Source organism: Paenibacillus sp. FSL M7-0896 (assembly GCF_037975415.1).
Taxonomy (GTDB): domain Bacteria; phylum Bacillota; class Bacilli; order Paenibacillales; family Paenibacillaceae; genus Paenibacillus_AQ; species Paenibacillus_AQ silagei.
On the sequence record NZ_CP150250.1, the window covers coordinates 4,976,803 to 5,003,398 of the forward strand.

A 26,596-nucleotide genomic window follows, 5' to 3' on the forward strand; every position below is an offset into this window, starting at 1 on the left:
TGATATTCTCTGCAACATCAGATGCTGTCAGGTATTACCGTTGAAGATAAGGTGCATTGATTAATATAGACATCCCTTTGATCTTGTTCCTCACCAACAACCAATATGGATAACGACAGGGTCGTTGCCGGGCCATCATACATAACGTAAAATGGTAAAACCTGTGCAGTTCGAAATAAATCCGTTTGTTTCTGCCAATAATCTGTATACATATACAATGTGTTCTGGGCAGTATCCGTAAGTGTAATTGTCATTTCCAATCCATTATTCTCTATAATTGAGTTACTCCAATATTCGATTTCTACCATCCCCTCTATTTGGCAACGGCTGCTTCCAGGATTCACCGGGAGAGATGCAATCAAGAAAGGCTCATTATAATTCACTGTGATGGAGGGACTGCTTCTTGTGTAAGTTAATGTTGGAATAAAAACTTCATTCGCTCCCGCTCCTGTAGGCCCTCTGGCACCTTCTGGCCCAGGATCTCCCTGCTCACTGCCTGCCCCGGGCGGACCCGTGAAGCCTGTAGGCCCAGTTCCACCGTCTGGCCCAGTGTCACCTGTTATTCCAGGACCGGTGGCTCCGACAGCCCCCATCCCTGTAACTCCTGTTGCTCCTGTGACTCCTATTCCGGTGGCACCGGTGGCTCCGGTAGGTCCATTGAGTGCTCCCATATAGGTTGTTGCCCCTGTGGGTCCTGTAGGACCTGTCAGGCCGGTCGGGCCTGTAAGCGAGACGCCATCCTCGCCCATTCTCCCCTCGCCACCAGATAGACCGGTACGTCCGGTTAGACCAGTGGGTCCTGTTGGGCCTGGAGGACCTATCGGACCGTTGAATATAACAGGCCCTGGTCCCGTCTGGACTAGAGGGGAGCCGACCCGAATATCCGAGGCGATGTTCTGAACATGCAGCAGTTTCATTCTCAGTTCGTATTGGTGAATACCTGCAGACAGTTCATCGGTGAATCTGACGGTGGCTTCAGTCTGAACAAGGCCAGCGGCCAAGGCTGTTGATTCTATCGATACACCCCGAGTTTCAGCAAGTGCATTAGCTCTCCATAGTTCAACATTTAAATGCAAATGATAATAACCAGGGGACCGTATATCCAGAAGCATTGGAATCGACAACTGCACTTGCGCAGATGCATACGGCTGTTCCACATCCGTCCGGATATCCGTAAGCACAAGCTCATTGCCGCTCTCAAGAGGAAGCGACGAATAGATGTCCATGTATATTCAACTCCTTTATTACTCAGATGCTGTTCTTCTGTACGATTCTTGAACAGATAGTTCAGTTCCCTCTTAGGAATACCTTCGCAGTTGCATTAAAGGATTCATAGCTGATAGTTGTGTTTGGAGTTATCGTACTAGCTGTAGCCGACAATGTGTAGCTGTGAAGACCTAATGGCGGATGATCATCAATGGCATAGAAGAACAGCGATTGTTCGGAAGGAATGGAATTAGATGATGGATCATTCGAATAATTATAGAACAACATCCAATTAAACAAAGCGCCTTCAGGAAGGTTGACTCCATCACGTTGTATCACATAAACAATATTATTGCTGTATTCGTAATCCGGGGGATTCCCGTAGCTGATCTGTAGAGTGCCAGCTACAACTACACATTGATCAGTCGAGGTAACCAGTACTGGCGGAAGTTGGCCTACAAGCTCACTCTCTTCTGGACTGCTCGACAGCAGAGCATCACTCACAACTACCGGCAATGCACGGCTGGGTCCGGTTACACCTGTGGGGCCAGTTGTCCCTGTATTACCGGTAAATCCTGAACCTGGACCTGTGTACCCGGTCTCCCCCCTTGCTCCGGTCGTTCCTGTCGGGCCCTGCAGTCCATACCCGGTCATACCCGTGGCTCCGATTCCTGTCATTCCGGTTGGACCGGCAGGTCCCACCCCGGTAGTTCCCGTAGGGCCCGTTGGTCCGGTTACGCTTCCCGATCCGGTTGCCACAACCACGCCCGTAGCTCCAGTGGGTCCCTTAGGTCCCTTCGTTCCCTTGATCCCAGGGCCGGTTGTACCGGTCGGACCGGTGCTCCCGGTCGGACCGTTAGGCCCACGTGTACCACGTGGACCTTGCGTACCCGTTGGTCCGGTCGGACCGATGTCATCCTCGTCAGCCGCGACTCCTTGTACAGAGACTGTAGGGAGGCCGGCCAGCGGATTCGCCGCAATATTCTGTGAAGACAGAACCCTCAGCTCCACTTCAAAGGATTGCTCCCATTGACCAAAGCTCCCTGTAATACTTGCATTCACATCCGCAATTAGCGCTTCCCCTGCGTTGCCGCTGCCGATATAAGGCTCGGTCAGAGTCTGAAGCATCGTTCCATCTTTCAGAACAGACAGCCCGACGATTAGGTGATAATTCCCGGTCTCCGCCGGCTTGAACGACAGAGGCACACTGAAATCAATTTGGAACGAGGGATGACTCTCTTCCAGCAATACCGGACTTGCCAGCCGGATTGCCGGTCCCGGACTTCCCAGTTGCACCGGAATTAATGATGACATGTGAACACAACCCTTCTGTCACTTTATAATTCGCCTTGTCCGCTTGATGTGAAAACAGATTAATCCCCGTAGTTTCAGAAACCACAGGGATTGACCTAAGCATAACTTGTGCAGCGCGCGTAACCTCGCTTTATTTACTCTGCGTTTTGTAAGCTCCGCTGGAGAGGGTGTAGTTCAGCGGCCGATTAGCTGGTTCTGGCGGAAGGCCAAAGGTTCGGATTGAACGATCCTCTAAGCTTATCGTGTAAATATTTTGAGTCCCTATAACAACTAGAAAACTACTGTCTCTTGTGAAGTTGACTCCTCCCCGGAAGGTTTGATCCGTTATTGCGGGGAATGAACTTCCTGCTAAAGTATTAGAATCAAGTACAGAGAGACCATATGCGCTTTGGATGCAAACAAACTGCTGATCCGGTGATAGAACCAGCGAGTATAATGGAACTCCAAATTGTACCAACAAATAATCTCCACTGGGTCTAAGAAGGTTGACATTAGCATACTGCACCGAATTATTTGGATCTACCCCGTTATCTATGGTTATACAATTTCCGTTATTTAACTGCACAATGCCCCATGACCCGTTACCGGATGTAGTTCTGAGACCCTTGTTATTGAAGTTACCAACCTCCGCGTGAGCATAAAAGACTTGTGCCAGACCTGGAGTAAACCTCACCTCGGTACTGTCAGGTGATACTACCAGCGGGTTGGAGTAGCCTGGATATAACTGAGGCTGAATAGGATACAATCCATTGAAGATATTCCGCTCCAGTGTTCCCAGGGCAATGTTGTAGGCATGAACCTCACCCGTATAGATATAGAAGAAGGCATAGCGGCTGTCTGGAGAAGCGGCGGAGAAGAGAACATTCGATTCCAGCGTCAGCGTTCGGACGGTAACACTGTTCACCAGATCATACACCTGCACCTGGGGACTGGCTTCATCCGAGATGAACAGATATCTCTGGTCAGGCGTAAGCAGCAGATCTGTTGCCTGCATATCCTGATTCAGATCGATTCCCCAGTTCACCACTTGGGCCTTTGTGTCGAACTGGTATAACCTGTCTTGTACCGCATAGTAAATGTCATCACCTGTTGAAGCGGCATAAGCTGCATTCGCGTTGAACTGGATATTGGGATCCATCGGAACCGATTGGGTGGGACCAACCAATGCATTGATGGTTTGCACCCCGCCCGCAGCCAGGAAATAAGCGTAACTGTTCGGGGAGGAGATGGTGCCGACATCGACTGCCTCTGCCACAAGATACCGGTTCTCCGCCGTCAGCGTCACATTATCCTGTGGATTAGAGTTCTGCGACAAAAATACAGTATATGTTCCTGTACCGGGTTCGGGGGCATGCGTCAGGCTAAAAGGAATCTGTACGCTGGCCCGTTGTCCGGGATCAGGCATATCGCTCCCATAGCCCTGGACTATTGTCTGAAAGTTAAACGAGTGGAAGAAGGAATTGATAGAAAAGTTATATGCAAAGCCAATAGTAACAGAAATTCTTGTAGCTACTGAGAGCGGGAGATACGTGATTCGGACATTACCCTGTAATAGAACGCGTTGTCCGGCCATAGTCTGCACGTTCGAGGTTAGAAAAACTCGCGGAGAATCAGTCAACACCATCGGATCAGTACGATATTGATATTGGGCAGGAGACAGCGGTTCGCCGGTTGAGCCGGTTGCACCAGTAGCGCCGGCTGGCCCTCTTGGGCCTGGACCCATCGTCCCTGTTGGTCCCGGCGCTCCTTGCAGACCTTCCTTCCCTGGTGCACCCTGCGTCCCCTTCACACTCGTACCTGTCGCACCTGTCACCGCATTACCGGTTGCACCTGTCGGACCTACTACGGTCAAGCCCGTCGCCCCTGTTGGACCAGTGGGCCCAGTGCCGATTCCGCCAGTGACGCTTGCGGGAGGGCCTGGTTCACCTGTATCTCCTGTCGGACCGGTCGCTCCATATCCTGTAGCTCCTGTCACGCCCTTGTTACCGTAACCGCCGCCGTCTCCCCTTTGGCCTTGGGTGCCGGTCGTTCCAGTAGGGCCGGTCGGACCGGTAATTCCTGTAGCAGCCCGAATTGCCTGAACAGAAGCTATCCCTGCAACAGCTCTGCCTATATAAGGATCGGCCTTGATGTTAATATAACTGACTACCCGAGCTCGTATAGTGTAGGCATACGTTCCCGGATAAGCCGGGTGGTTGACTGTAACTTGTATTGTTCTTGCAGTCTCCTCAGTTCCATTATTGGACAGCGTGACTAATTGAGTCTGCAGCACACTGCCGGAGAGCATCGTCTCCAGTTCAATCCGCAGCAGGGATTCGCCTGGAGAGCTGCTCTGGAAGATAACAGGGATATGAAAGGTCACATGCGCCTGAGGCTGAACTGCAGTGATTTCGAGCGTCTCTGCCAGGTGAATAGCCGGGCCCGGCGCTCCCAAAGGGAGAGTTGTTAGATTCGACATAATTTCACCGCCTTAGATATATTACGTAATGCTAGTTATTCGGAATTACCGTGGAAGTTAAGACAGCTGGAAGAATCACGATAATTAATCGTTCTTGATCATCACCGGTAATTACTTCAGTTAGCGTCAATGTAGTCGGTGGCCCGTCATACATAACGGTAAATGGAAATGTCTGAGCGAATTCAACATATTCAGGACCTTGTTTCTGCCAATAATCAGTATACTGATACAATGTATTTCCAACAGAATCAGTAAGTGTGATGGTTAACCGTATGCCAGAATTTAATCGAGGAGATGGTTTCCAAAACCATAAGCCTACAATCCCCTCTATTTGGCATCGTCCACTTCCAGGATCCACCTGGAGAGATGCAAGCAGTTCGGGCTTATTAATATACCCTACATCCCCTGGTGAAACTTTGTAAGTCAATATTGGAATAGATGCTCCATCCGCTAAGGTTCCTGTATGTCCCCTGGCACCTTGGGGTCCAGTTCCCCCCGTTTCGTTACCTGATCCGGGCGGACCGTTGAAGCCTGTGAGTCCTGTCGGACCATCTGGTCCGGTATCGCCAGTAATTGCTGTACCCGTTGCTCCGGCACTTCCCACACCCGTAGGTCCGGTTGCCCCTGTAACCCCTGTTCCGGTTGCTCCGGTTACACCGGTGGGTCCGGCAAAGTTTCCTACATAGCCGGTTGTCCCTGATGGACCCGTTGCTCCGGTTAGCCCGGTCGGGCCTGTAAGCGAGACGCCATCCTCTCCCATTCTCCCGGCGCCCCCAGATAGACCGGTACGTCCGGTTAGACCAGTGGGTCCTGTTGGACCTTGGGGACCTATAGGACCGTTGAATATGACGGGTCCCGGACCGGTCTGTAACCGGGGGGAGCCCACCCGGATATCCGAAGCGATATTCTGATAATGGAGCAGCTTCATTCTTAGCTCGTATTGATGAATGCCTGCGGGCAGTACATCATTGAATCTGACCGTTGATTCTGTCTGAACCAGTCCGGCAGACAGTGCTGTGGATTCTATGAATACATCACGTATCTCAACAAGAGCGTTAGCCCTCCATAGTTCAACATTTAGGTGCAGATGATAATAACCGGGGGACAGAATATCCAGCAGCAATGGAATCGACAACTGTAATTCCGCAGATGCATACGGCTGCTCCAAGTCTGCACGGATATCCGTGAGCACCAGCACATTGCCGGCTCCAAGGGGAAGCGACGAATAGATGTTCATGCATGTTTCAACTCCTTTATGTCTCAGTTGCCTCTTTGGAATACCTTTGCAGATGCATTGAAGGATCTATAGCTGATTGTTGTATTGTCAGACACATCATAGATATGAACGCGCAACGTATAGTTGTGAAGACCCGGGGGCGGATTCTCATCAATCGCATAGAAGGACAGTAATTCTTCAGAAGGATCGTAATTAGATGCCGGATTAATTGAATAATTGAATATTTTTGACCAAAAAAAGAAACCGTTAGTATCAAGTTCCTGACCATCTCGACGCACTTCATATAGAAGATTGTTATTGTAATGGTGATTAGAGGGATTCCCGTACATTATCTGAAGAGTACCCGATATGACTACACATTGATCTGTCGAATTGATCTGTACCGCCGAAAGTTGCCCCACAATTTCACTTTCGATGGGACTGCTCGACAGCAGAATATTGCTCACAACGAGTGGTAACGCCCGGCCTGGTCCGGTTACACCTGTGGGTCCTGTCGTCCCCGTGTCTCCAGTAATACTGGATCCGGGCCCCGGATTCCCGGTCATGCCAGTGCGTCCGGTCATTCCTGCCGGTCCAGGCACCCCATATCCGGTCATACCGGTGGCTCCAATTCCTGTCGCTCCCGTTGGCCCGGTTACTCCTATCCCGGCAAGACCTGTTGCGCCTGTAGCTCCGGTTCCGCTCCCCTCTCCCGTTGCCACCACTACACCCGTAGCCCCTGTGGGTCCCTTTGGTCCCTTCGTTCCCATGATGCCAGGGCCGGTTATCCCGATCGGACCGGTGGTGCCCGTTGGACCTTTCGTACCTTTCGTACCATAGGGACCTTGTGAACCGGTTGGTCCCGTCGGACCGAATTCATCAGCATCAGCCGCGGATCCTTGTACTGAGACTGCTGGAAGACCAACCAGCGGATTCGCCGCAATATTCTGTGAAGACAGAATACGCAGCTCCAGTTCAAAGGACTGCACGCCTTGCCCGAAGCTCCCCTTAATACTTGCATTCAGATCAGCAACCAGCGCTTCTCCGGCGTTGCTGTTGCCGATATAGGGTTCAGTAAGGCTATGGATGATATTTCCGTCTTTCAGAACAGATAACCCGATGATCAGGTGATAATTGCCGGACACTTCCGGCTTGAACGACAGAGGCACACTGAAATCAATTTGGAAGTAGGGATGACTCTCTTCCAGCAATACCGGACTTGACAGCCTGATTGCCGGTCCCGGACTTCCCAGTTGCACCGGAATTAATGATGACATGTAGACACAACCCTTCTTTCACTTTCATATTTGCTTGCCATTTGCGAACGGCAGAACTATTCAATCAACACCCCCAATACCAGTTTATGCTGCCTATAGATTGTCCAAGTCCATGCTATGCAGAATATTCATGGACCTCTCTGGTCCGGCAGCACATAGTATTCTATGCCGCTGAAGCCATGGGGTCTGGATTATTCGGCCACCAGCTCTAAAAAGGCGGATTCATTAGTCAATTATTAATATCCACACGCAGAAAAGCGCCAGAATTCAATTCTGGCGCATCTCGCTATAAAAAGATCATTTAATTAATCCTGATCAATTGGATGTTGGCATAGAAAGTGCCCTCACCTATAACGTCATTAGTATTATTAACTAACGCCACACCTTGTTCGGCTGTTGTCCCTATGATACCGGCTCCCGCTACGGTTGCAATTGCCGTATTGTTTAGTGTTGAGGATGCTATAGAACCAGTAACACCTTCTATTAGAGCTCCAGACGTCAGATCTACGGTCCACAATTGAAATTCCATGGTGTCCAGGCTATTATTCTGAGCATTGACATAGTATTGGACCAGGACTGTAGAATCAGCAGGCAAAGTAAAAAACTGATTTGTATCATTTATAGTAATAGCACCGCTTTCCGGTCCGGTTACGCTCCAGGTCACCATTTCATCAAACCCAACTTGAAACTCAGTAGAGATCGCAGAGAAGAAATCTGCGAAGAAGGCAAGACCCGTTAAGCCGGTCATCCCGGTCATGCCAGTCAGCCCGGTTAAGCCGGTTACACCGGTCAGCCCAGTTTCACCTGTTAAGCCGGTTAGCCCTGTAGCACCCGTTATGCCGGTGGCACCCGTTATACCGGTTACGCCAGTCTCTCCGGTTAAGCCTGTCAGTCCAGTCAGCCCGGTTAAGCCTGTGGCCCCCGTCTCCCCGGTTAGCCCCGTTAAGCCGGTTACTCCGGTTAGCCCGGTTAACCCCGTAGCTCCGGTTAGTCCAGTCTCTCCTGTCGGCCCCGTTAAGCCAGTCACTCCGGTCAATCCCGTCAGCCCCGTGGCTCCTGTCTCTCCCGTTTGACCAGTTATTCCTGCGGGACCTTGGATACCCTGAATGCCCTGCTCTCCTTGAGGTCCTGGAGGCCCGCCCGGATTCCCCGTAGCCCCCGTTGCACCCGTAGGCCCTACCATTATTGAAGCGTTCAGCACCGTCTCCAGCTTGTTGGTAAGAATGAATTCCTTCTTCACAATATCCCGCATCATATTTCTTACACTGTCGTTCATAGCCAGCACATCGCCAATGGTCGCTTCAGGAGCTGTAACTCCGGGTAAGGTACCCAGGATATATTGCAGCTTCTCTCCTTCGGCATTGATAATGTGGCTGAGTCCCAATTCTTCCATCGCAATGGAGGACAGCAGCAGGTTAACGGCATCATCCCTAGCAATGCTTATGGTTGGGGTGATGTTAGGCAGATTCGCCTGAGACATATGATCAACTCCTCTAGGTTAGTGGGCTTAGAACAATTTAAGAATAGATATCGAGGCATTAACATCTGTAATTGTACCGGCGCCGCTATTAATCATAACTAATGTATTCACTGCTTCACCAGTAACGGTGGGGAAAATACTCCCGCCCACTATAAGATTAGAAGTGGCAGCGACAGCTGTATGATACGATATTGCTTCGCTAGCTGGAAGGGTAGCCCCATTGAGCGTAAGGGCAACGCTAAAATTCTCCCCTGTCGGAGTAGAAGCATTAGCTGAATAATGAACGTAGTAGGTTGCCGGTTCCAAAACGCCTAGAACATCGTTATTTTGCAGATTGAAACCACCTATACTACGGCTGATATTGGAACCAGTGGAATAAGCATCGGCATCAAAGACTATTGGACCTCTTGGACCTATTGGACCTCCTGAAGTAAGGGTGGACAACCACCGGTCAATAGGCGGCTCACCTGTTCCTCCGGTTACTCCGGTCAAGCCGGTTACTCCTGTAACTCCTGTTAGACCCGTTAGGCCAGTAGCCCCCGTCTCTCCCGTTAGCCCCGTAACGCCAGTTACTCCCGTTACTCCTGTTAGTCCCGTGAGTCCGGTAGCTCCCGTCTCTCCGCTTTGCCCTGTTACGCCAGTCTCGCCTGTTTCTCCTGTCAGACCCGTTAACCCGATAGCCCCGGACTCCCCAGTGAGGCCAGTTGCCCCGGTCAATGCGGTCAATCCAGTGGCCCCAGTTATACCTGTAGCCCCTGTTGCCCCTGAAGGTCCCTCTATGCCTGGGAAGCCGCTAACTCCCGTGGTACCGCTCGGGCCATCGTCTCCAGTCTCTCCTATTTCGCCTTGCAGACCTCTTGGACCGATCGGACCCTCGTCTGGTCCTGTTACGCCTGTGGCTCCGATCCCGCCATAATCAACCGGTGCTGCAAGCAGACTCTCTAACTGGCTGGTCTGCAGCCAGGCGCTTTTCACCGTTTCCCCCAGCATACTACGGATACTATCAGTGATGTCCTGAAGATTGGAGATGTTCACCACCGGGGCAGTAACTCCAGGAAGAGTGCCGAGCGCGTACTGCATCTTCTCCCCTTCTGCATTAATTACATGGCTAAGTCCTAACTCTTCCATGGCGATGGCTGCCATCATCATGTTGATGGCATCGCTCCGGGTGAGTGTAATGGTTGGTGTAATGTTAGGCAGATTAGCTTGAGACAAATTAATCCTCTCCTTTCTGGTTTAGAATAGTCCATCATATGCCGCTCTGTACGATTGGTTCGGCAATTCGTCCAGGCTATGTAAGAAAAAACTGATATGTGTTACAGTTCTTATTATGTGAGAAAAGACCAGCCCAAATCAGGCTGGTCTTCATGAGAAACAAATTTAATAATTACAATCAAGGAAAATTCAGCTCAACTGAATTATAGTGACCTTGGCAGGGAAGAAGCCATAATAAACTCCATCCATATCAACAGTTAAAGCAGTCCCTTCATATACAAGCGCAAGTTGAATTGTTACTGGTTCATCCGCTTCTAAAATATAGGTTCCATTAAGATTAGAAGGCAGAGTGTTTATTGGAGCGGTAACTATTGATGTAGATTCTGGTGAACCATTATTAATCAATTCCAGACCTGCTGGTCTTGTATCAGAAGATAGGATGATGGCTTGATACATGATCAAATAATTTCCGGCTTCTACTACAAACTCATTAGTATCAGTAATTCCTGGCCCTATAGAAGTACCATTGCTGGATGTATAAACGATACTAAAGTGTGGAATAGGGAAATGATCACTTGTTGCCACCGTATTTCCCTCTGTGAGAACAAACTGGGCGTAATTCTGGGACAGAGCACCAGTCGGACCTACAAGACCAATACCCGTTGGTCCAGTCGCTCCCGTTAATCCAGTGACGCCAGTCGCTCCTGTTGCCCCTGTGAGACCTGTTGCTCCTGTCTCACCCGTAAGACCCGTTGCACCAGTTTCTCCCGTCAGGCCTGTTGTTCCTGTTGCTCCCGTTAACCCAGTGACGCCAGTCGATCCTGTTACCCCTGTGAGACCCGTTGCTCCGGTATCTCCAGTGAGTCCTGTTGCTCCCGTTGCCCCTGTTAATCCTGTAATCCCTGTTAAACCAGTGTTACCATCCTCACCTTTTGAACCTGGGCCTCCATTTATTCCGTCTTTACCTGCTTTCCCTGTTGTGCCCGTCACTCCCGTCATACCTGTTGGACCTGTTGGACCAGTCAGACCTGTTTGACCCGTCGCACCTGTTTCAACAACACTTAATCCAGTAACTCCTGTTGGACCAGTCACACCTGTAACTCCAGTGGCTCCAGTTTCACCAGTAAACCCTGTCGCTCCCGTTTCTCCGGTAAGCCCAGTCGCTCCAGTCACTCCTGTAAGCCCCGTTGCTCCGGTCTCTCCCGTCAGCCCAGTTGCACCAGTCTCACCTGTGAGCCCTGTCGCTCCAGTCTCTCCGGTCAGCCCTGTCGCTCCGGTCTCACCTGTAAGCCCCGTTGCTCCGGTCTCTCCGGTCAGCCCTGTCGCACCAGTCAGCCCCGTTGCTCCTGTTTCCCCGGTAAGCCCCGTTGCTCCCGTTTCTCCCGTAAGCCCCGTTGCTCCCGTTTCTCCCGTGAGCCCCGTTGCTCCCGTTTCTCCGGTCAGCCCCGTTGCTCCCGTTTCTCCCGTGAGCCCTGTCGCCCCCGTTTCTCCTGTAAGCCCTGTCGCTCCAGTCTCTCCCGTCAGCCCCGTCGCTCCAGTCTCTCCGGTCAGCCCCGTCGCTCCAGTCTCACCAGTCAGTCCTGTCGCTCCAGTCTCTCCCGTCAGCCCCGTCGCTCCAGTCTCTCCGGTCAGCCCCGTCGCTCCAGTCTCTCCGGTCAGCCCCGTCGCTCCAGTCTCACCAGTCAGTCCTGTCGCCCCAGTCTCTCCTGTGAGCCCCGTCGCCCCGGTTTCTCCTGTAAGCCCTGTTGCTCCAGTCTCTCCCGTAAGACCTGTTGCACCCGTTTCACCTGTGAGCCCTGTTGCTCCTGTCTCTCCTGTAAGCCCCGTTGCTCCGGTCTCTCCCGTCAGCCCAGTTGCACCAGTCTCACCTGTGAGCCCTGTCGCTCCAGTCTCTCCGGTCAGCCCTGTCGCTCCCGTTGCTCCGGTCAGCCCAGTCGCTCCAGTCTCACCTGTGAGCCCTGTCGCTCCAGTCTCTCCTGTAAGCCCAGTCTCACCAGTCAGCCCTGTCGCCCCGGTTTCTCCGGTAAGCCCTGTCGCTCCAGTCTCTCCGGTCAGCCCTGTCGCACCAGTCTCGCCAGTCAGCCCCGTTGCTCCGGTCTCGCCCGTGAGTCCTGTCGCTCCCGTTTCTCCTGTGAGCCCTGTCGCTCCAGTCTCTCCGGTCAGCCCCGTCGCACCAGTCTCACCAGTCAGCCCTGTCGCCCCGGTCTCTCCCGTGAGCCCCGTTGCTCCGGTCTCTCCCGTCAGCCCTGTCGCACCAGTCTCGCCAGTCAGCCCCGTCGCACCAGTCAGCCCCGTCGCTCCGGTCTCTCCCGTCAGCCCTGTCGCACCAGTCTCGCCAGTCAGCCCCGTTGCTCCGGTCTCTCCCGTCAGCCCTGTCGCCCCGGTCTCTCCCGTAAGACCCGTTGCTCCGGTTTCTCCCGTAAGCCCTGTTGCACCAGTCTCACCTGTAAGCCCAGTTGCTCCGGTCTCTCCCGTCAGCCCTGTCGCCCCGGTCTCTCCCGTAAGACCCGTTGCTCCGGTTTCTCCCGTCAGCCCTGTCGCACCAGTCTCGCCAGTCAGCCCCGTCGCTCCGGTCTCTCCCGTCAGCCCTGTCGCACCAGTCTCGCCAGTCAGCCCCGTTGCTCCGGTCTCTCCCGTCAGCCCTGTCGCCCCGGTCTCTCCCGTAAGACCCGTTGCTCCGGTTTCTCCCGTAAGCCCTGTTGCACCAGTCTCACCTGTAAGCCCAGTTGCTCCGGTCTCTCCCGTCAGCCCTGTCGCCCCGGTCTCTCCCGTAAGACCCGTTGCTCCGGTTTCTCCCGTCAGCCCCGTCGCTCCAGTCAGTCCTGTCGCACCAGTCTCACCTGTAAGCCCCGTTGCTCCCGTTTCTCCGGTAAGCCCTGTCGCTCCAGTCAGTCCTGTTGCTCCCGTTTCACCTGTGAGCCCTGTTGCTCCCGTTTCACCTGTGAGCCCTGTTGCTCCCGTTTCTCCCGTAAGCCCCGTTGCTCCAGTCTCACCCGTAAGCCCCGTCGCTCCAGTCTCGCCAGTCAGCCCTGTTGCTCCGGTCTCTCCCATCAGCCCCGTTGCTCCGGTCTCACCCGTGAGCCCAGTCGCTCCAGTCTCTCCGGTCAGCCCTGTTGCTCCCGTTTCACCTGTGAGCCCTGTTGCTCCGGTTTCTCCCGTAAGCCCCGTCGCTCCAGTCTCTCCCGTAAGCCCCGTTGCTCCAGTCTCACCCGTAAGCCCCGTCGCTCCAGTCTCACCCGTAAGCCCCGTCGCTCCAGTCTCACCCGTAAGCCCCGTCGCTCCAGTCTCGCCAGTCAGCCCCGTCGCACCAGTCTCTCCGGTGAGCCCCGTCGCTCCAGTCTCTCCCGTAAGCCCTGTTGCACCAGTCTCTCCTGTAAGCCCTGTTGCTCCGGTCTCTCCTGTAAGCCCTGTTGCACCAGTCTCTCCCGTAAGACCCGTTGCTCCGGTTTCTCCAGTCAGCCCCGTCGCTCCGGTCTCACCAGTCAGCCCCGTTGCTCCGGTCTCTCCCGTCAGCCCTGTCGCTCCAGTCTCTCCTGTAAGCCCCGTCGCTCCCGTTTCTCCCGTCAGCCCTGTCGCCCCAGTCTCACCTGTAAGCCCTGTCGCTCCCGTTTCTCCGGTCAGCCCTGTCGCTCCAGTCTCACCTGTAAGCCCAGTTGCTCCGGTCTCTCCTGTAAGCCCTGTTGCACCAGTCTCTCCTGTAAGCCCCGTTGCACCAGTCTCTCCTGTAAGCCCAGTTGCTCCGGTCTCTCCCGTCAACCCTGTCGCACCAGTCTCGCCAGTCAGCCCTGTCGCCCCGGTCTCTCCCGTCAGCCCCGTTGCTCCGGTTTCTCCCGTGAGTCCTGTCGCTCCGGTCTCTCCAGTCAGCCCCGTCGCTCCGGTCTCTCCCGTCAGCCCCGTTGCTCCGGTTTCTCCCGTGAGTCCTGTCGCTCCCGTTTCTCCTGTGAGCCCTGTCGCCCCGGTCTCTCCCGTCAGCCCCGTTGCTCCGGTCTCTCCCGTGAGTCCTGTCGCTCCCGTTTCTCCTGTGAGCCCTGTTGCACCAGTCTCTCCCGTGAGTCCTGTCGCTCCAGTCTCTCCGGTCAGCCCCGTTGCTCCAGTCTCTCCTGTGAGCCCTGTCGCTCCCGTTTCTCCGGTAAGCCCTGTCGCTCCAGTCAGTCCTGTCGCACCAGTCTCACCTGTAAGCCCCGTTGCTCCAGTCTCACCAGTCAGCCCTGTTGCACCAGTCTCACCTGTAAGCCCCGTTGCTCCCGTTTCTCCGGTAAGCCCTGTCGCTCCAGTCAGTCCTGTTGCTCCCGTTTCACCTGTGAGCCCTGTTGCTCCCGTTTCACCTGTGAGCCCTGTTGCTCCCGTTTCTCCCGTAAGCCCCGTTGCTCCAGTCTCTCCCGTAAGCCCCGTCGCTCCAGTCTCGCCAGTCAGCCCCGTTGCTCCGGTCTCTCCCGTGAGCCCCGTCGCTCCCGTTTCTCCCGTAAGCCCTGTCGCTCCAGTCAGTCCTGTTGCTCCCGTTTCACCTGTGAGCCCTGTTGCACCAGTCTCACCAGTCAGCCCCGTTGCACCAGTCTCACCAGTCAGCCCTGTTGCTCCCGTTTCTCCCGTAAGCCCCGTTGCTCCAGTCTCTCCCGTGAGCCCCGTCGCCCCGGTTTCTCCCGTGAGCCCCGTTGCACCAGTCTCACCAGTCAGCCCCGTCGCCCCGGTCTCTCCCGTCAGCCCCGTTGCTCCGGTCTCTCCCGTGAGTCCTGTCGCTCCCGTTTCTCCTGTGAGCCCTGTCGCTCCAGTCTCTCCGGTCAGCCCCGTCGCACCAGTCTCACCAGTCAGCCCTGTCGCCCCGGTCTCTCCCGTCAGCCCTGTCGCTCCAGTCAGTCCTGTTGCTCCCGTTTCACCTGTGAGCCCTGTTGCACCAGTCTCACCAGTCAGCCCCGTTGCACCAGTCTCACCAGTCAGCCCTGTTGCTCCCGTTTCTCCCGTAAGCCCCGTTGCTCCAGTCTCTCCCGTGAGCCCCGTCGCTCCAGTCTCTCCCGTGAGCCCCGTCGCTCCGGTCTCTCCCGTAAGCCCTGTTGCACCAGTCTCACCAGTCAGCCCCGTTGCACCAGTCTCACCTGTAAGCCCTGTTCGGTTTCTCCCGTAAGCCCCGTTGCTCCAGTCTCTCCCGTGAGCCCCGTCGCTCCGGTCTCTCCCGTAAGCCCTGTTGCACCAGTCTCACCAGTCAGCCCCGTTGCACCAGTCTCACCTGTAAGCCCTGTTGCTCCGGTTTCTCCCGTAAGCCCCGTTGCTCCAGTCTCTCCCGTGAGCCCCGTCGCTCCCGTTTCTCCGGTAAGCCCTGTCGCTCCAGTCAGTCCTGTTGCTCCCGTTTCACCTGTGAGCCCTGTTGCTCCCGTTTCTCCCGTAAGCCCCGTCGCTCCAGTCAGTCCTGTTGCTCCCGTTTCACCTGTGAGCCCTGTTGCACCAGTCTCACCAGTCAGCCCCGTTGCACCAGTCTCACCAGTCAGCCCTGTTGCTCCCGTTTCTCCCGTAAGCCCCGTTGCTCCAGTCTCTCCCGTAAGCCCCGTCGCTCCAGTCTCGCCCGTGAGTCCTGTCGCTCCCGTTTCTCCGGTAAGCCCTGTCGCTCCGGTCTCTCCCGTCAGCCCTGTTGCTCCCGTTTCTCCCGTAAGCCCCGTTGCTCCAGTCTCACCCGTAAGCCCCGTCGCACCAGTCTCTCCTGTGAGCCCTGTCGCTCCCGTTTCTCCGGTAAGCCCCGTCGCACCAGTCTCACCCGTGAGCCCTGTCGCACCAGTCTCACCTGTAAGCCCCGTTGCTCCAGTCTCACCAGTCAGCCCTGTTGCACCAGTCTCACCTGTAAGCCCCGTTGCTCCCGTTTCTCCGGTAAGCCCTGTCGCTCCAGTCAGTCCTGTTGCTCCCGTTTCACCTGTGAGCCCTGTTGCTCCCGTTTCACCTGTGAGCCCTGTTGCTCCCGTTTCTCCCGTAAGCCCCGTTGCTCCAGTCTCTCCCGTAAGCCCCGTCGCTCCAGTCTCGCCAGTCAGCCCCGTTGCTCCGGTCTCTCCCGTGAGCCCCGTCGCTCCCGTTTCTCCCGTAAGCCCTGTCGCTCCAGTCAGTCCTGTTGCTCCCGTTTCACCTGTGAGCCCTGTTGCACCAGTCTCACCAGTCAGCCCCGTTGCACCAGTCTCACCAGTCAGCCCTGTTGCTCCCGTTTCTCCCGTAAGCCCCGTTGCTCCAGTCTCTCCCGTGAGCCCCGTCGCCCCGGTTTCTCCCGTGAGCCCCGTTGCACCAGTCTCACCAGTCAGCCCCGTCGCCCCGGTCTCTCCCGTCAGCCCCGTTGCTCCGGTCTCTCCCGTGAGTCCTGTCGCTCCCGTTTCTCCTGTGAGCCCTGTCGCTCCAGTCTCTCCGGTCAGCCCCGTCGCACCAGTCTCTCCTGTGAGCCCTGTCGCCCCGGTCTCTCCCGTCAGCCCTGTCGCTCCAGTCAGTCCTGTTGCTCCCGTTTCACCTGTGAGCCCTGTTGCACCAGTCTCACCAGTCAGCCCCGTTGCACCAGTCTCACCAGTCAGCCCTGTTGCTCCCGTTTCTCCGGTAAGCCCTGTCGCTCCAGTCAGTCCTGTTGCTCCCGTTTCACCTGTGAGCCCTGTTGCTCCCGTTTCACCTGTGAGCCCTGTTGCACCAGTCTCACCAGTCAGCCCCGTTGCTCCAGTCTCACCAGTCAGCCCTGTTGCTCCCGTTTCTCCCGTAAGCCCCGTTGCTCCAGTCTCTCCCGTAAGCCCCGTCGCTCCAGTCTCACCTGTAAGCCCCGTTGCTCCGGTCTCTCCTGTGAGCCCTGTTGCACCAGTCTCTCCGGTCAGCCCTGTCGCCCCGGTCTCTCCCGTCAGCCCTGTTGCTCCCGTTTCTCCCGTAAGCCCCGTTGCTCCAGTCTCACCCGTAAGCCCCGTCGCACCAGTCTCTCCTGTGAGCCCTGTCGCTCCCGTTTCTCCGGTAAGCCCCGTCGCACCAGTCTCACCCGTGAGCCCTGTCGCACCAGTCTCACCAGTCAGCCCTGTCGCCCCGGTCTCTCCCGTCAGCCCCGTTGCTCCAGTCTCGCCCGTGAGTCCTGTCGCTCCCGTTTCTCCCGTAAGCCCCGTCGCACCAGTCTCACCAGTTAGCCCTGTCGCTCCGGTCTCTCCAGTCAGCCCTGTCGCTCCCGTTTCTCCCGTAAGCCCCGTTGCTCCAGTCTCACCCGTAAGCCCCGTCGCTCCCGTTTCTCCGGTCAGCCCTGTTGCTCCAGTCTCTCCCGTGAGCCCGGTTGCTCCAGTCTCACCCGTGAGCCCTGTTGCTCCAGTCTCTCCCGTCAGCCCCGTCGCTCCGGTCTCTCCCGTCAGCCCCGTTGCTCCAGTCTCTCCCGTGAGTCCTGTCGCTCCCGTTTCTCCTGTGAGCCCTGTTGCACCAGTCTCGCCAGTCAGCCCCGTTGCTCCGGTCTCGCCCGTGAGCCCCGTCGCTCCCGTTTCTCCTGTCAGCCCTGTTGCTCCAGTCTCTCCCGTGAGCCCCGTTGCTCCAGTCTCACCCGTGAGCCCCGTCGCTCCCGTTTCTCCGGTCAGCCCCGTCGCTCCAGTCTCACCCGTGAGCCCCGTCGCTCCCGTTTCTCCGGTCAGCCCCGTCGCTCCAGTCTCACCTGTAAGCCCCGTTGCTCCGGTCTCTCCCGTCAGCCCTGTCGCACCAGTCTCGCCAGTCAGCCCCGTCGCTCCGGTCTCTCCCGTCAGCCCTGTCGCCCCAGTCTCTCCTGTGAGCCCTGTCGCTCCCGTTTCTCCGGTAAGCCCCGTCGCTCCAGTCTCACCCGTGAGCCCAGTCGCTCCAGTCTCACCTGTAAGCCCCGTTGCTCCGGTCTCTCCCGTCAGCCCTGTCGCACCAGTCTCACCAGTCAGCCCTGTCGCCCCGGTCTCTCCCGTCAGCCCCGTTGCTCCGGTCTCTCCCGTGAGTCCTGTCGCTCCCGTTTCTCCTGTGAGCCCTGTTGCACCAGTCTCGCCAGTCAGCCCCGTTGCTCCGGTCTCGCCCGTGAGCCCTGTTGCTCCCGTTTCTCCCGTAAGCCCTGTTGCTCCCGTTTCTCCCGTAAGCCCCGTCGCACCAGTCTCACCAGTTAGCCCTGTCGCTCCAGTCTCACCAGTCAGCCCCGTTGCTCCCGTTTCTCCCGTAAGCCCCGTTGCTCCAGTCTCTCCCGTGAGCCCCGTCGCTCCAGTCTCGCCAGTCAGCCCCGTTGCACCAGTCTCTCCCGTGAGCCCCGTTGCTCCGGTCTCTCCCGTAAGCCCCGTTGCTCCGGTCTCGCCAGTCAGCCCCGTCGCTCCAGTCTCTCCGGTCAGCCCTGTCGCTCCAGTCTCTCCCGTCAGCCCCGTTGCACCCGTTTCACCTGTGAGCCCTGTCGCCCCGGTCTCTCCCGTAAGACCCGTTGCTCCGGTTTCTCCCGTCAGCCCCGTCGCTCCGGTCTCACCAGTCAGCCCCGTCGCTCCAGTCTCTCCCGTAAGTCCCGTCGCTCCAGTCTCACCAGTCAGCCCCGTTGCTCCCGTTTCTCCCGTCAGCCCCGTTGCTCCAGTCTCTCCCGTGAGCCCCGTTGCTCCGGTCTCTCCCGTCAGCCCTGTCGCTCCGGTCTCTCCCGTCAGCCCCGTTGCTCCGGTCTCTCCCGTGAGTCCTGTCGCTCCGGTCTCTCCCGTGAGTCCTGTCGCTCCGGTCTCTCCCGTCAGTCCTGTCGCTCCGGTCTCTCCCGTCAGTCCTGTCGCACCGGTCTCGCCAGTCAGCCCTGTCGCACCGGTCTCTCCCGTCAGCCCCGTCGCTCCAGTCTCTCCCGTCAGCCCCGTCGCCCCGGTCTCACCTGTAAGACCTGTTGAACCAGTCTCACCCGTAAGACCTGTCGCTCCAGTCTCTCCTGTGAGTCCAGTACGACCGGTTTGCCCTGTGAAGCCTGTCGATCCAACGCTACCTCTTGTACCTTGACTTCCGCTCCTGCCAAGAGGCCCTGTGGTGCCTGTTGGTCCGGTTGGTCCTGTTACTCCGGTTGGTCCTGTAGCCATTAGTTGTCAACTCCTCGCTGTCATGAATTTCCAATGATATAATAAAATACTCTTAACCTTATTTCTAACTCCCAAGATAGTAAGAAACGGGTACACACCCTTAGATAAGGATGGTATCCGTTTCAAATTTTATTTACTTGAGAGGAAAGTACATTCCGCAATTACATTAAGGCCAAAATAGTCACAGAAGCAGCTACAAAACCATTCGGAGAATTAATAATATCCGTTGATATTCTTGTACCAGCTTCAACGAGTACTACCTGCATATTTTTAGGTCCGTCTAAAGCATCTATAATTACCACCGCAGACACCGGAGTAACGGGTCTGTTACTTCCTGGAACCTCAGCTCCTGAATAAAATACATGAAATGAATCAATACTGCCATCCAATGAAATCGCAATGCCAGGTGACACAGTACTCGTATATTGAACAGAAGCTTGAATTGAGACATGATACATATGCCCTCCAGGCAATGCAAAAGTATCGCCGCCCTGTAACCCGATTGATTCTGCAGGATCAGTTACTAACGCATTAAAAAATCCAATGGGAGTATTAGCGGTACTCGCAACAGTGTACCCATTAACTACATATGTTCCAAAAATAGAAGTGATTGAACCTGTAATCCCGGTCATCCCCGTTTGTCCTGTAACTCCAGTTAACCCGGTTAATCCCGTAACTCCAGTAAAACCGGTTAATCCCGTTAATCCCGTGTTTCCTGCTCCCGTTGCTCCAGTCATTCCCGTGTTCCCTGCTCCCGTTGCTCCAGTCATTCCCGTGTTCCCTGCTCCCGTTGCTCCGGTCATTCCCGTGTTCCCTGCTCCCGTTGCTCCGGTCATTCCCGTGTTCCCTGCTCCTGTTGCTCCGGTCATTCCCGTGTTCCCTGCTCCCGTTGCTCCGGTCAGTTCCCTGCTCCTGTTGCTCCGGTCATCCCCGTTAATCCCGTATTTCCTGCCCCCGTCGCTCCGGTCATCCCCGTTAATCCCGTATTTCCTGCCCCCGTTGCTCCGGTCATCCCCGTGTTCCCTGCTCCCGTTGCTCCGGTATGACCCGTCACTCCAGTTACTCCGGTGCTTCCATCGCTACCTTTTGAACCAGGGCCTCCATTTATTCCACCCTTACCATCTTTCCCCGTAGTCCCTGTTGGTCCTGTTGGTCCTGTAACTCCTATAGGCATAATCTGTAATCCCCTTTCAAATTTCTTGGTTTAAATATCTGTTCTTTCTTGAAGGCTGTCTGTTCTTAAGTATAATAGTACTACTCCGGCTGACATCTCCAGGTAATGCTATAAGCTCTCCAATGATCGGATTGCAGCCAAGAACAGCCTCCCGTACCGCAAGACGATTCCTCTCTACCACCCAGTGTTCCTGTTCTACTTCACCAGCCTGCAAGCATAGATTAAGAGAGAACATGGAATACGGACTGGCTTGTGAAGTCTTCATTGCAGATAGTGCTTCCCTCTCCTCTTCCCTCACTTCTTCGTAGGGATTCAGCCATAGTACGTGGGAAGAGGTAAGGAGCCCTTCCAATCTTCCCCATAGCTGTGACTGTTCTTCCTCGGAGGGGAGAGGAAGAACATGTGCACTTAGTACACTGGCAAGCTTATCAGCGTCTGCGCCTATTCCACCGTCGAGCACGATCCATTGATCGGCGAACGGCTGCCACTTGGCTGCCCATTCCCGCAGAGCAGAGAACGGACCATCTCCCTTGCAGAGCATTACGATTACTGACCAGGCATTAGCAGGAGTCGTATTACAACGAAGGGAATTTTTCCGATGAGAAGGTACAGAGAAGCTGCGCACACCCGAAGGAACCTCTTCCACCGCTTGCAGATCATCTTCCAGATGAGCTAGCTTCTCCGCCGCTTCCTTGAATGAGGGGGAATACTCCAGCGCTCTGCGGTACCAGACTCTGGATTCACCAGACATACCCCTTAGCTCATAACAGTTCCCGATATAATAACAGGGGTAAAAGGTTCCCGCACCCTTGAGAACCATATAATGAAGAGCATTCTCTCCAAGCGTCAGACAATGCTCGAAAGCGGAAGTCGCAGCCTCTACCTGGTCGGTATGCATAAGAATGCAGCCCTTATACAGATGCAGGTCCACATAATCCGGGTAGAGACTGATGGCCTTCTCAATGCCAGGCCAGCCTTCTCTGAAGCTGCCCATCGCCAACAGACAGCCATACTTGAGCTTGTAAAAAAGCGATGGCGGCAATCTTCTCTGCCCCAGCGAAGCGGCAATGGCCTGATTAACCTGCTCGAAAGCAAGTGCATACTTCCCCACCCGCTGATACTCACTTGCTATATGGTAAAGACTCCACGGATCGGGGTTCGGATTGTCTGTTACAGCTTCCTGCAGCAGCTTCAAATTGCGTTCATGTTTCGATTTAAGAGTAGTCACGGACTGGAGATATCCATAATGAAATAGCCGGACTGGAAGCTGGAACGGAGTGCTGGTATCCTCCCGGGTATAGGTGTCGGGCCAGCTCAATTGTTCATGAATGCCTCCAGTGAAATGAACCCCCTCTCCGTTACGGAACAAGCGGCACTGAGCCAGCCGGTAAGCTTCATGCGCCTGAGGCCGGAACAGACCATTGAAATGGATCGTTTCCACAGAGGCCAGTTTGTGTTCCTGAAGAGTGCTCACCATTCGAAGCTTCAGCGCATCATTCACAGCGAGCTCTTCGTCGGCATCCATCCATAGTATCCATTCCCCTCTTGCATGAATGAGGCTATAATTGCGGGCTTCCCCGAAGCTCTCCTTCCAGGGAAATTGAAGAATGGTTGCGCCGAAGCCGCGGGCAATGTCCATCGTCCTGTCACGGGAGCCCGTATCCACAATAATGATCTCATCTACCCCTGCGCGTACGCTTGACAGACAGCGTGCAATCCAGGGCTCTTCATCCTTGACGATCATGCACAGGGAGATTAGTGGGACGGTCGCCCTCGCTGTGTTCTGCCATAACGGGACTGCCTCCTTCCATAATGGATTTACCGGACTATGCGGACGAATCCGGTCAGGTGATACACATTGATTGACATCACCTCTTAACCTTATGACGGTTTCTGCCCGCATAGAACATTGTCGGATAAAGTCGGACAATCTAAATATGAAATCCTTGGGCGTTACCGGCATCAATCGCCGGGAATGTATTCCTTCCGTTTTTCCTGGTCCGATGCTGGAAGCAAATGCTTCAGATGATCTGCTGCATCTTTACGGGCAACCAGAATACCCCCGGGACCCGCCGCTACGATCACATCATCCAGCCCGACAAGTATGACCGGAATATCCAGCTCGTTGACAATCTGGCAATTCAAGGAGTCCGCACTGATGTGGCCCCATCCCAGAACGGAGGAGGCCAATTCTTCAGAGAGCGTGTTCCAGGTCCCCAAGTCCTTCCATCCGTCGTGATAGGGCACACAGATCAGACGGTTGTTGCCTTCCAACACCTCAACATCGAAGCTGCTCTTGGGAAGGAGGTGGTATTGCCTCTGCAGCTCTGCATAATCCCTTGGGAAGCCTGCTGCTTCCAGCCGGTTGAGCTGATCGCATAACCGGAAAGCGAAGATGCCGCAATTCCACATCGCCTGCTGCTCTAGCAGTGCCTCTGCCGCCTGCCTGTCTGGCTTCTCCACGAAGCAATCGACCTGCACATAGGCCGGATTCTCCTGCTTCCCTGCTGAAGAGACAGCGGATAGGGCTGGAACAATGTAACCATATTTCCCTGACGGGCCTTCTGGCCTCGCACCAAGCAAAGCAATTTCCGCACCGGAGTGGCGCAGCGCCTCATCCAGTTCTGTCAGCTTGAAGAAGAATTCGTCGCTCACGTAAGCATCTACCGGCAGCACAATAACCGTCTCCTCGGGTGATATCTTCTCCACCGAGTATAGATAGGCTGAGGCAAGACTGACTGCAGGAAAGGTATCCCTGCGCCGCGGTTCAATAATGACCTTCGGAGCTGTGCGAAGTTGCTTGCGGATCAATGTCTCTTGTCCGCTTGACGTTGCAATATAGACTTCATGGCCGAGGCCTGCAGCCGACAACTGCCGCCAGATCCGCTGAAGCATGGACTCGCGCCCGCCTCCCGGAGCAGGCAGCACCTGAAGGAACTGCTTGCTCCGGATACTGCTGGAGAGCGGCCATAAGCGTGTGCCGGAACCACCGGATAGAAGCACTAGCTTCATGGTTCATTCCTCCTTCCCCTACTGGAAGTCATCTGCAGTCAGATTAACTGCGCTGAACTGCTCTTCGGTATCCCAAAAGGTCAGCATTCCGTACTTTTTGCGGTTATCCAGGTATTGGGGAATTCCCGCCTTTCTCAAACCGTCGCTCATAATGACATATTCGTAGCGGTTGGTGCCGTCACCGTACCGGACATGCTCCAGAATGTCACGGCGCATCACATAGGTGCAATGGATGACGTCAACCTGCACAAGACCTTTCACGTTCTGATATAAGTAATAGAAATACAAGTCGTTGCTCTTGAAGTAACCATCTTCATCCACCATATTATGATAGTTGGAATATAGACTTAACGGAGCCTCAGCCACAGTAAGCAGTGGCCCGACCACCGGCAGATTCGTAGAGAGCAGGCTCTCCAGCGTATCCGGGGCAATGAAATTATCGCAATCTGCTACAAAATAATGGGTATTTCTCGATTTAGCCCATTCAATTGACTCTTGGCGCAGCCTGCCGATTACTCTTAAGCGTTCATAAGTCCATTCATGCGGAGCATAGTCCTGTACAGGCTCTTCCACATCACTGGTATCCAAATGCACCTCATGGTATCTCTCGCCCACCCGTTCGACCCATTCTCTAAGGATCTCTTCAGTCCGGTCATTGTTGTTGTTGGTCCGAATGTACAGTTTGATCCTTGAGGCAGGATACGTCTGCCGCTCTATAAGTTCCAGATAGAGCGGCAGTACATGCGCCTTGTCCTTAGCTAATATAGCAACCGTTACCAGATCTTGTTCCATGATTGCCCTCCTGTTAAAATATTCTTCACCTTCTTATATTTCTATTGCCTGGACGCGGCAGTCTCTCGGTCTGCAGCAGTTAACCGGGTGCTGATGGTAGCATGGCTGACGATACCAAAGAATGGACTCTGCCTTGGCTGCTCAATATCCTCTGGATAGAGCTTGCCGCTATCCTGTCTGATCATATACCGGGCACCTTCCGCACAGCGGAGGGAGACCACTTGATATTGGTGAAAGAGGGACAGCTTAAGACCAATGAATCTCCGGCGCTCATCTGCAGTGAGCACATCACCCTCCTGCAGCCAGAGAATGTAAGGCTCCGTTGCCATATGGACGATCCATTCCCGCAACATCCGCATGTCCAGCTCCCCCTTCACAGTGTAGACCTGCCGTGTATAGCGGGCAGCGGTTTGCGCGATGCGTTCATTGCCGGAAGGGTCCACGACAATTATTTGTTCTGTTACCTCTGCAAACGAAGCGAGTGTCTCTTCCAGTGCGGCTTCATTGCCGGATGCAATAATTCCCACGCATACGCGCACGGGTGGACTATAGATCAGGCTGTGAATATCCGCACCCCATTTCTGAAAAGCCTTCTTCTTGTTCTGCTGCAAAAGCGTTTGAAGATCGAAAGAAGAGGTCTGCCCCATACTGGCATGGCCGATATGGTGGATGAATGAATCCTCCGCAATCAGGAGCTTATACCCATGCTGGATCGCCCGCAGGCACAGGTCGTCATCCTCGTAATTCCCCAGACCGTATCGTTCATCGAACCAGCCAATCTCATCCAGAACACTGCGCTTGACCAACAGACAGAAGCCGATCAGGCGGCGGACCTCCTGTACCTGCCCACGCTTTGCTTCACAGTACTCTGCCGCGAATGTCTCCATATCCTTAAGTTCACTGTAAGTCACCGGAATACGCTGATGTCCGCTGATATAATTCGTAACAGGTCCTGACATGCCGACCGCACTGTCACTGTTCAATGCATGGAGCATGGGAGCCAGCCACCCTGGGGGAACAACAGTATCATTGTTAATGAACAGAACTGCTTCGCCTTCTGACGCTTCTCCCCCTTGATTGCAGCCTTTGGCAAATCCCAGGTTCTCCTTGTTCTCAATCAGCTTCAGTTCAGGATAATGACTGTTCAGGAATGGCACGGTTTCGTCACTTGAGCCATTGTCAACAATAATAATCTCATGTTCTTCGGGAGTATTTCGCTTGATGCTCTCCAGACATTGAACTGTTAAAGACAACTGATTAAGGGTAAGAATGATAATGCTCGTCTTCACTGGAACAACTCCTTTTGTTCTTTTTGTACAGGGCAATTAAACTCTACATGCTTGCCTCCGAGCAGGTTCGTATAATAATCGCGGTTGTATATCGCACTGGGATTTGACGGATAGTGTGCGAAAGAAACCTCATTGCAATAGTCAGCGTATTGGTGGTCTCCCAGTTTATCGTAGCAGACACAGAGCTGCAGATTCGGGAGCCATGTACCGGCGGAATAAGCCTCCGTTCCCGGTTCACTGACCTTAGGGAGGGACGCTGCCATCTTGAACCAGTACACCGCCTGTTCATATTGTTGTAATTCCATGAAATAAAAGCCTATCTTACAGCAGGTTTCCGGACGCGGGAGATCATAGTCGAAAGTACGGCACATGGATAGCAGTTGCTCCTGTTTTTGCCCCAGCGCCGCATGGCTGTCCGCCAACCTCAAGCATGCCTGAATATTATCCTCGACCCAGCCTTCACCTTCTGACAAGAAACGCTCATAGTTCTCCAGCGCCTCATGGTAGTAGCCATGATCGTATAGCTCATTAGAGTAATAGATCCGGTCTCTGGCGGTAAACGGCTTGCCCTTGGCTATCATTTTGCGGAAGATATCAAGGTTACGCTGCGTATATTCCTTGTCTTTCTTATGCGTAACGCATACGTCGCTCTCAAGCACAGGCGGGGTGACTTCAATATATTCATGAACAGCCCCGGTCCACCTGAACCCGCAATCGCGTCTGATCAGACGGTTGCGTCTGAAGCTGTAGAGCGATTTCCCATGTTCATCCGTTATGAGAATATAAGACATAGATACCGCATGATATTCGGAAGTCATTGTAGCCTTCAGAGTCTTGAACCGCTCCCGGTCGATCTCCTCAATGACATCATCTGCATCCAGCCACATGATATACTCACAGGTCGCTTGGGCGAATGCATAATTGCGGGCGGCTGCGAAATCATCGATCCACTCAAAATCATAGATTGTGGCGCCATATACGGCCGCAATCTCTTTGGTACGGTCTGTTGAGCCGGTGTCCACGATGACGATCTCATCCATAATATCCGCGACCGATGACAGGCATCGTCCCAGGCTCTTCTCTTCATTGCGTACAATCATACACAAGCTGATCGTCGGCAAGTCTTCTCCTCCTTCTTGCAGATTCTGAATA

The 26,596-nt window shown here is 54.6% G+C and carries 14 protein-coding genes and 1 pseudogene; 1 reads left to right on the forward strand and 14 read right to left on the reverse strand.

Annotated features, from left to right (window positions below):
• Nucleotides 1-17 precede the first annotated feature (17 nt).
• The 8 genes from MKY12_RS21455 to MKY12_RS21490 all read right to left on the reverse strand — a co-directional run bounded on the left by MKY12_RS21455 (nt 18) and on the right by MKY12_RS21490 (nt 13,922).
• Complete coding sequence (locus MKY12_RS21455) at nt 18-1,226, reverse strand: hypothetical protein (protein WP_051478535.1); 1,209 nt, start codon at nt 1,224-1,226, stop codon at nt 18-20.
• A gap of 61 nt (nt 1,227-1,287) precedes the next feature.
• Nucleotides 1,288-2,520, reverse strand: a complete 1,233-nt coding sequence (locus MKY12_RS21460; protein ID WP_339249906.1) for a hypothetical protein — start codon at nt 2,518-2,520, stop codon at nt 1,288-1,290.
• Between the two features lie 130 nt (nt 2,521-2,650).
• Nucleotides 2,651-4,978 (reverse strand): hypothetical protein, encoded by a 2,328-nt coding sequence (locus MKY12_RS21465; protein WP_339249908.1) that lies wholly within the window; start codon nt 4,976-4,978, stop codon nt 2,651-2,653.
• 31 nt (nt 4,979-5,009) lie between these two features.
• The gene (locus tag MKY12_RS21470) at nt 5,010-6,215 is read right to left on the reverse strand and encodes a hypothetical protein (RefSeq protein ID WP_339249910.1); all 1,206 of its coding nucleotides are present in this window, start codon (nt 6,213-6,215) and stop codon (nt 5,010-5,012) included.
• A gap of 23 nt (nt 6,216-6,238) precedes the next feature.
• Nucleotides 6,239-7,471, reverse strand: a complete 1,233-nt coding sequence (locus MKY12_RS21475; protein ID WP_339249912.1) for a hypothetical protein — start codon at nt 7,469-7,471, stop codon at nt 6,239-6,241.
• A 301-nt stretch (nt 7,472-7,772) separates the two neighbouring features.
• Nucleotides 7,773-8,951, reverse strand: a complete 1,179-nt coding sequence (locus MKY12_RS21480; RefSeq protein WP_051478527.1) for a collagen-like protein — start codon at nt 8,949-8,951, stop codon at nt 7,773-7,775.
• Between the two features lie 27 nt (nt 8,952-8,978).
• The gene (locus MKY12_RS21485) at nt 8,979-10,166 is read right to left on the reverse strand and encodes a hypothetical protein (protein ID WP_339249915.1); all 1,188 of its coding nucleotides are present in this window, start codon (nt 10,164-10,166) and stop codon (nt 8,979-8,981) included.
• A 189-nt stretch (nt 10,167-10,355) separates the two neighbouring features.
• Entirely contained in the window at nt 10,356-13,922 is a 3,567-nt protein-coding gene (locus MKY12_RS21490; protein WP_339310693.1) for a collagen-like protein, read from the reverse strand.
• Nucleotides 13,923-18,521: 4,599 nt separating this feature from the next.
• Here MKY12_RS21490 and MKY12_RS21495 point away from each other — a divergent pair.
• Nucleotides 18,522-19,100 (forward strand): DUF4573 domain-containing protein, encoded by a 579-nt coding sequence (locus MKY12_RS21495; RefSeq protein WP_339257572.1) that lies wholly within the window; start codon nt 18,522-18,524, stop codon nt 19,098-19,100.
• Nucleotides 19,101-19,764: 664 nt separating this feature from the next.
• Here the strand turns inward: MKY12_RS21495 and MKY12_RS21500 are convergent.
• The 6 genes and pseudogenes from MKY12_RS21500 to MKY12_RS21525 all read right to left on the reverse strand — a co-directional run.
• Nucleotides 19,765-20,345 (reverse strand): annotated as a pseudogene (locus tag MKY12_RS21500) (hypothetical protein); the annotation flags it as partial.
• Between the two features lie 22 nt (nt 20,346-20,367).
• Nucleotides 20,368-22,095: a glycosyltransferase gene (locus MKY12_RS21505; RefSeq protein ID WP_051477911.1), complete on the reverse strand. Its 1,728-nt coding sequence runs from the start codon at nt 22,093-22,095 to the stop codon at nt 20,368-20,370.
• Between the two features lie 218 nt (nt 22,096-22,313).
• Entirely contained in the window at nt 22,314-23,363 is a 1,050-nt protein-coding gene (locus MKY12_RS21510; protein ID WP_051477912.1) for a sugar phosphate nucleotidyltransferase, read from the reverse strand.
• A gap of 18 nt (nt 23,364-23,381) precedes the next feature.
• Entirely contained in the window at nt 23,382-24,155 is a 774-nt protein-coding gene (locus MKY12_RS21515) for a glycosyltransferase family 2 protein (RefSeq protein ID WP_051477913.1), read from the reverse strand.
• A 41-nt stretch (nt 24,156-24,196) separates the two neighbouring features.
• Nucleotides 24,197-25,444, reverse strand: coding sequence for a glycosyltransferase family 2 protein (locus MKY12_RS21520; RefSeq protein ID WP_051477914.1), 1,248 nt, complete (start codon nt 25,442-25,444; stop codon nt 24,197-24,199).
• On the reverse strand, nt 25,441-26,565 hold the full coding sequence (locus MKY12_RS21525) for a glycosyltransferase family 2 protein (protein ID WP_200869524.1): 1,125 nt from the start codon (nt 26,563-26,565) through the stop codon (nt 25,441-25,443). The genes MKY12_RS21520 and MKY12_RS21525 overlap by 4 nt, the downstream gene beginning before the upstream one ends.
• Between the last annotated feature and the right edge of the window lie 31 nt (nt 26,566-26,596).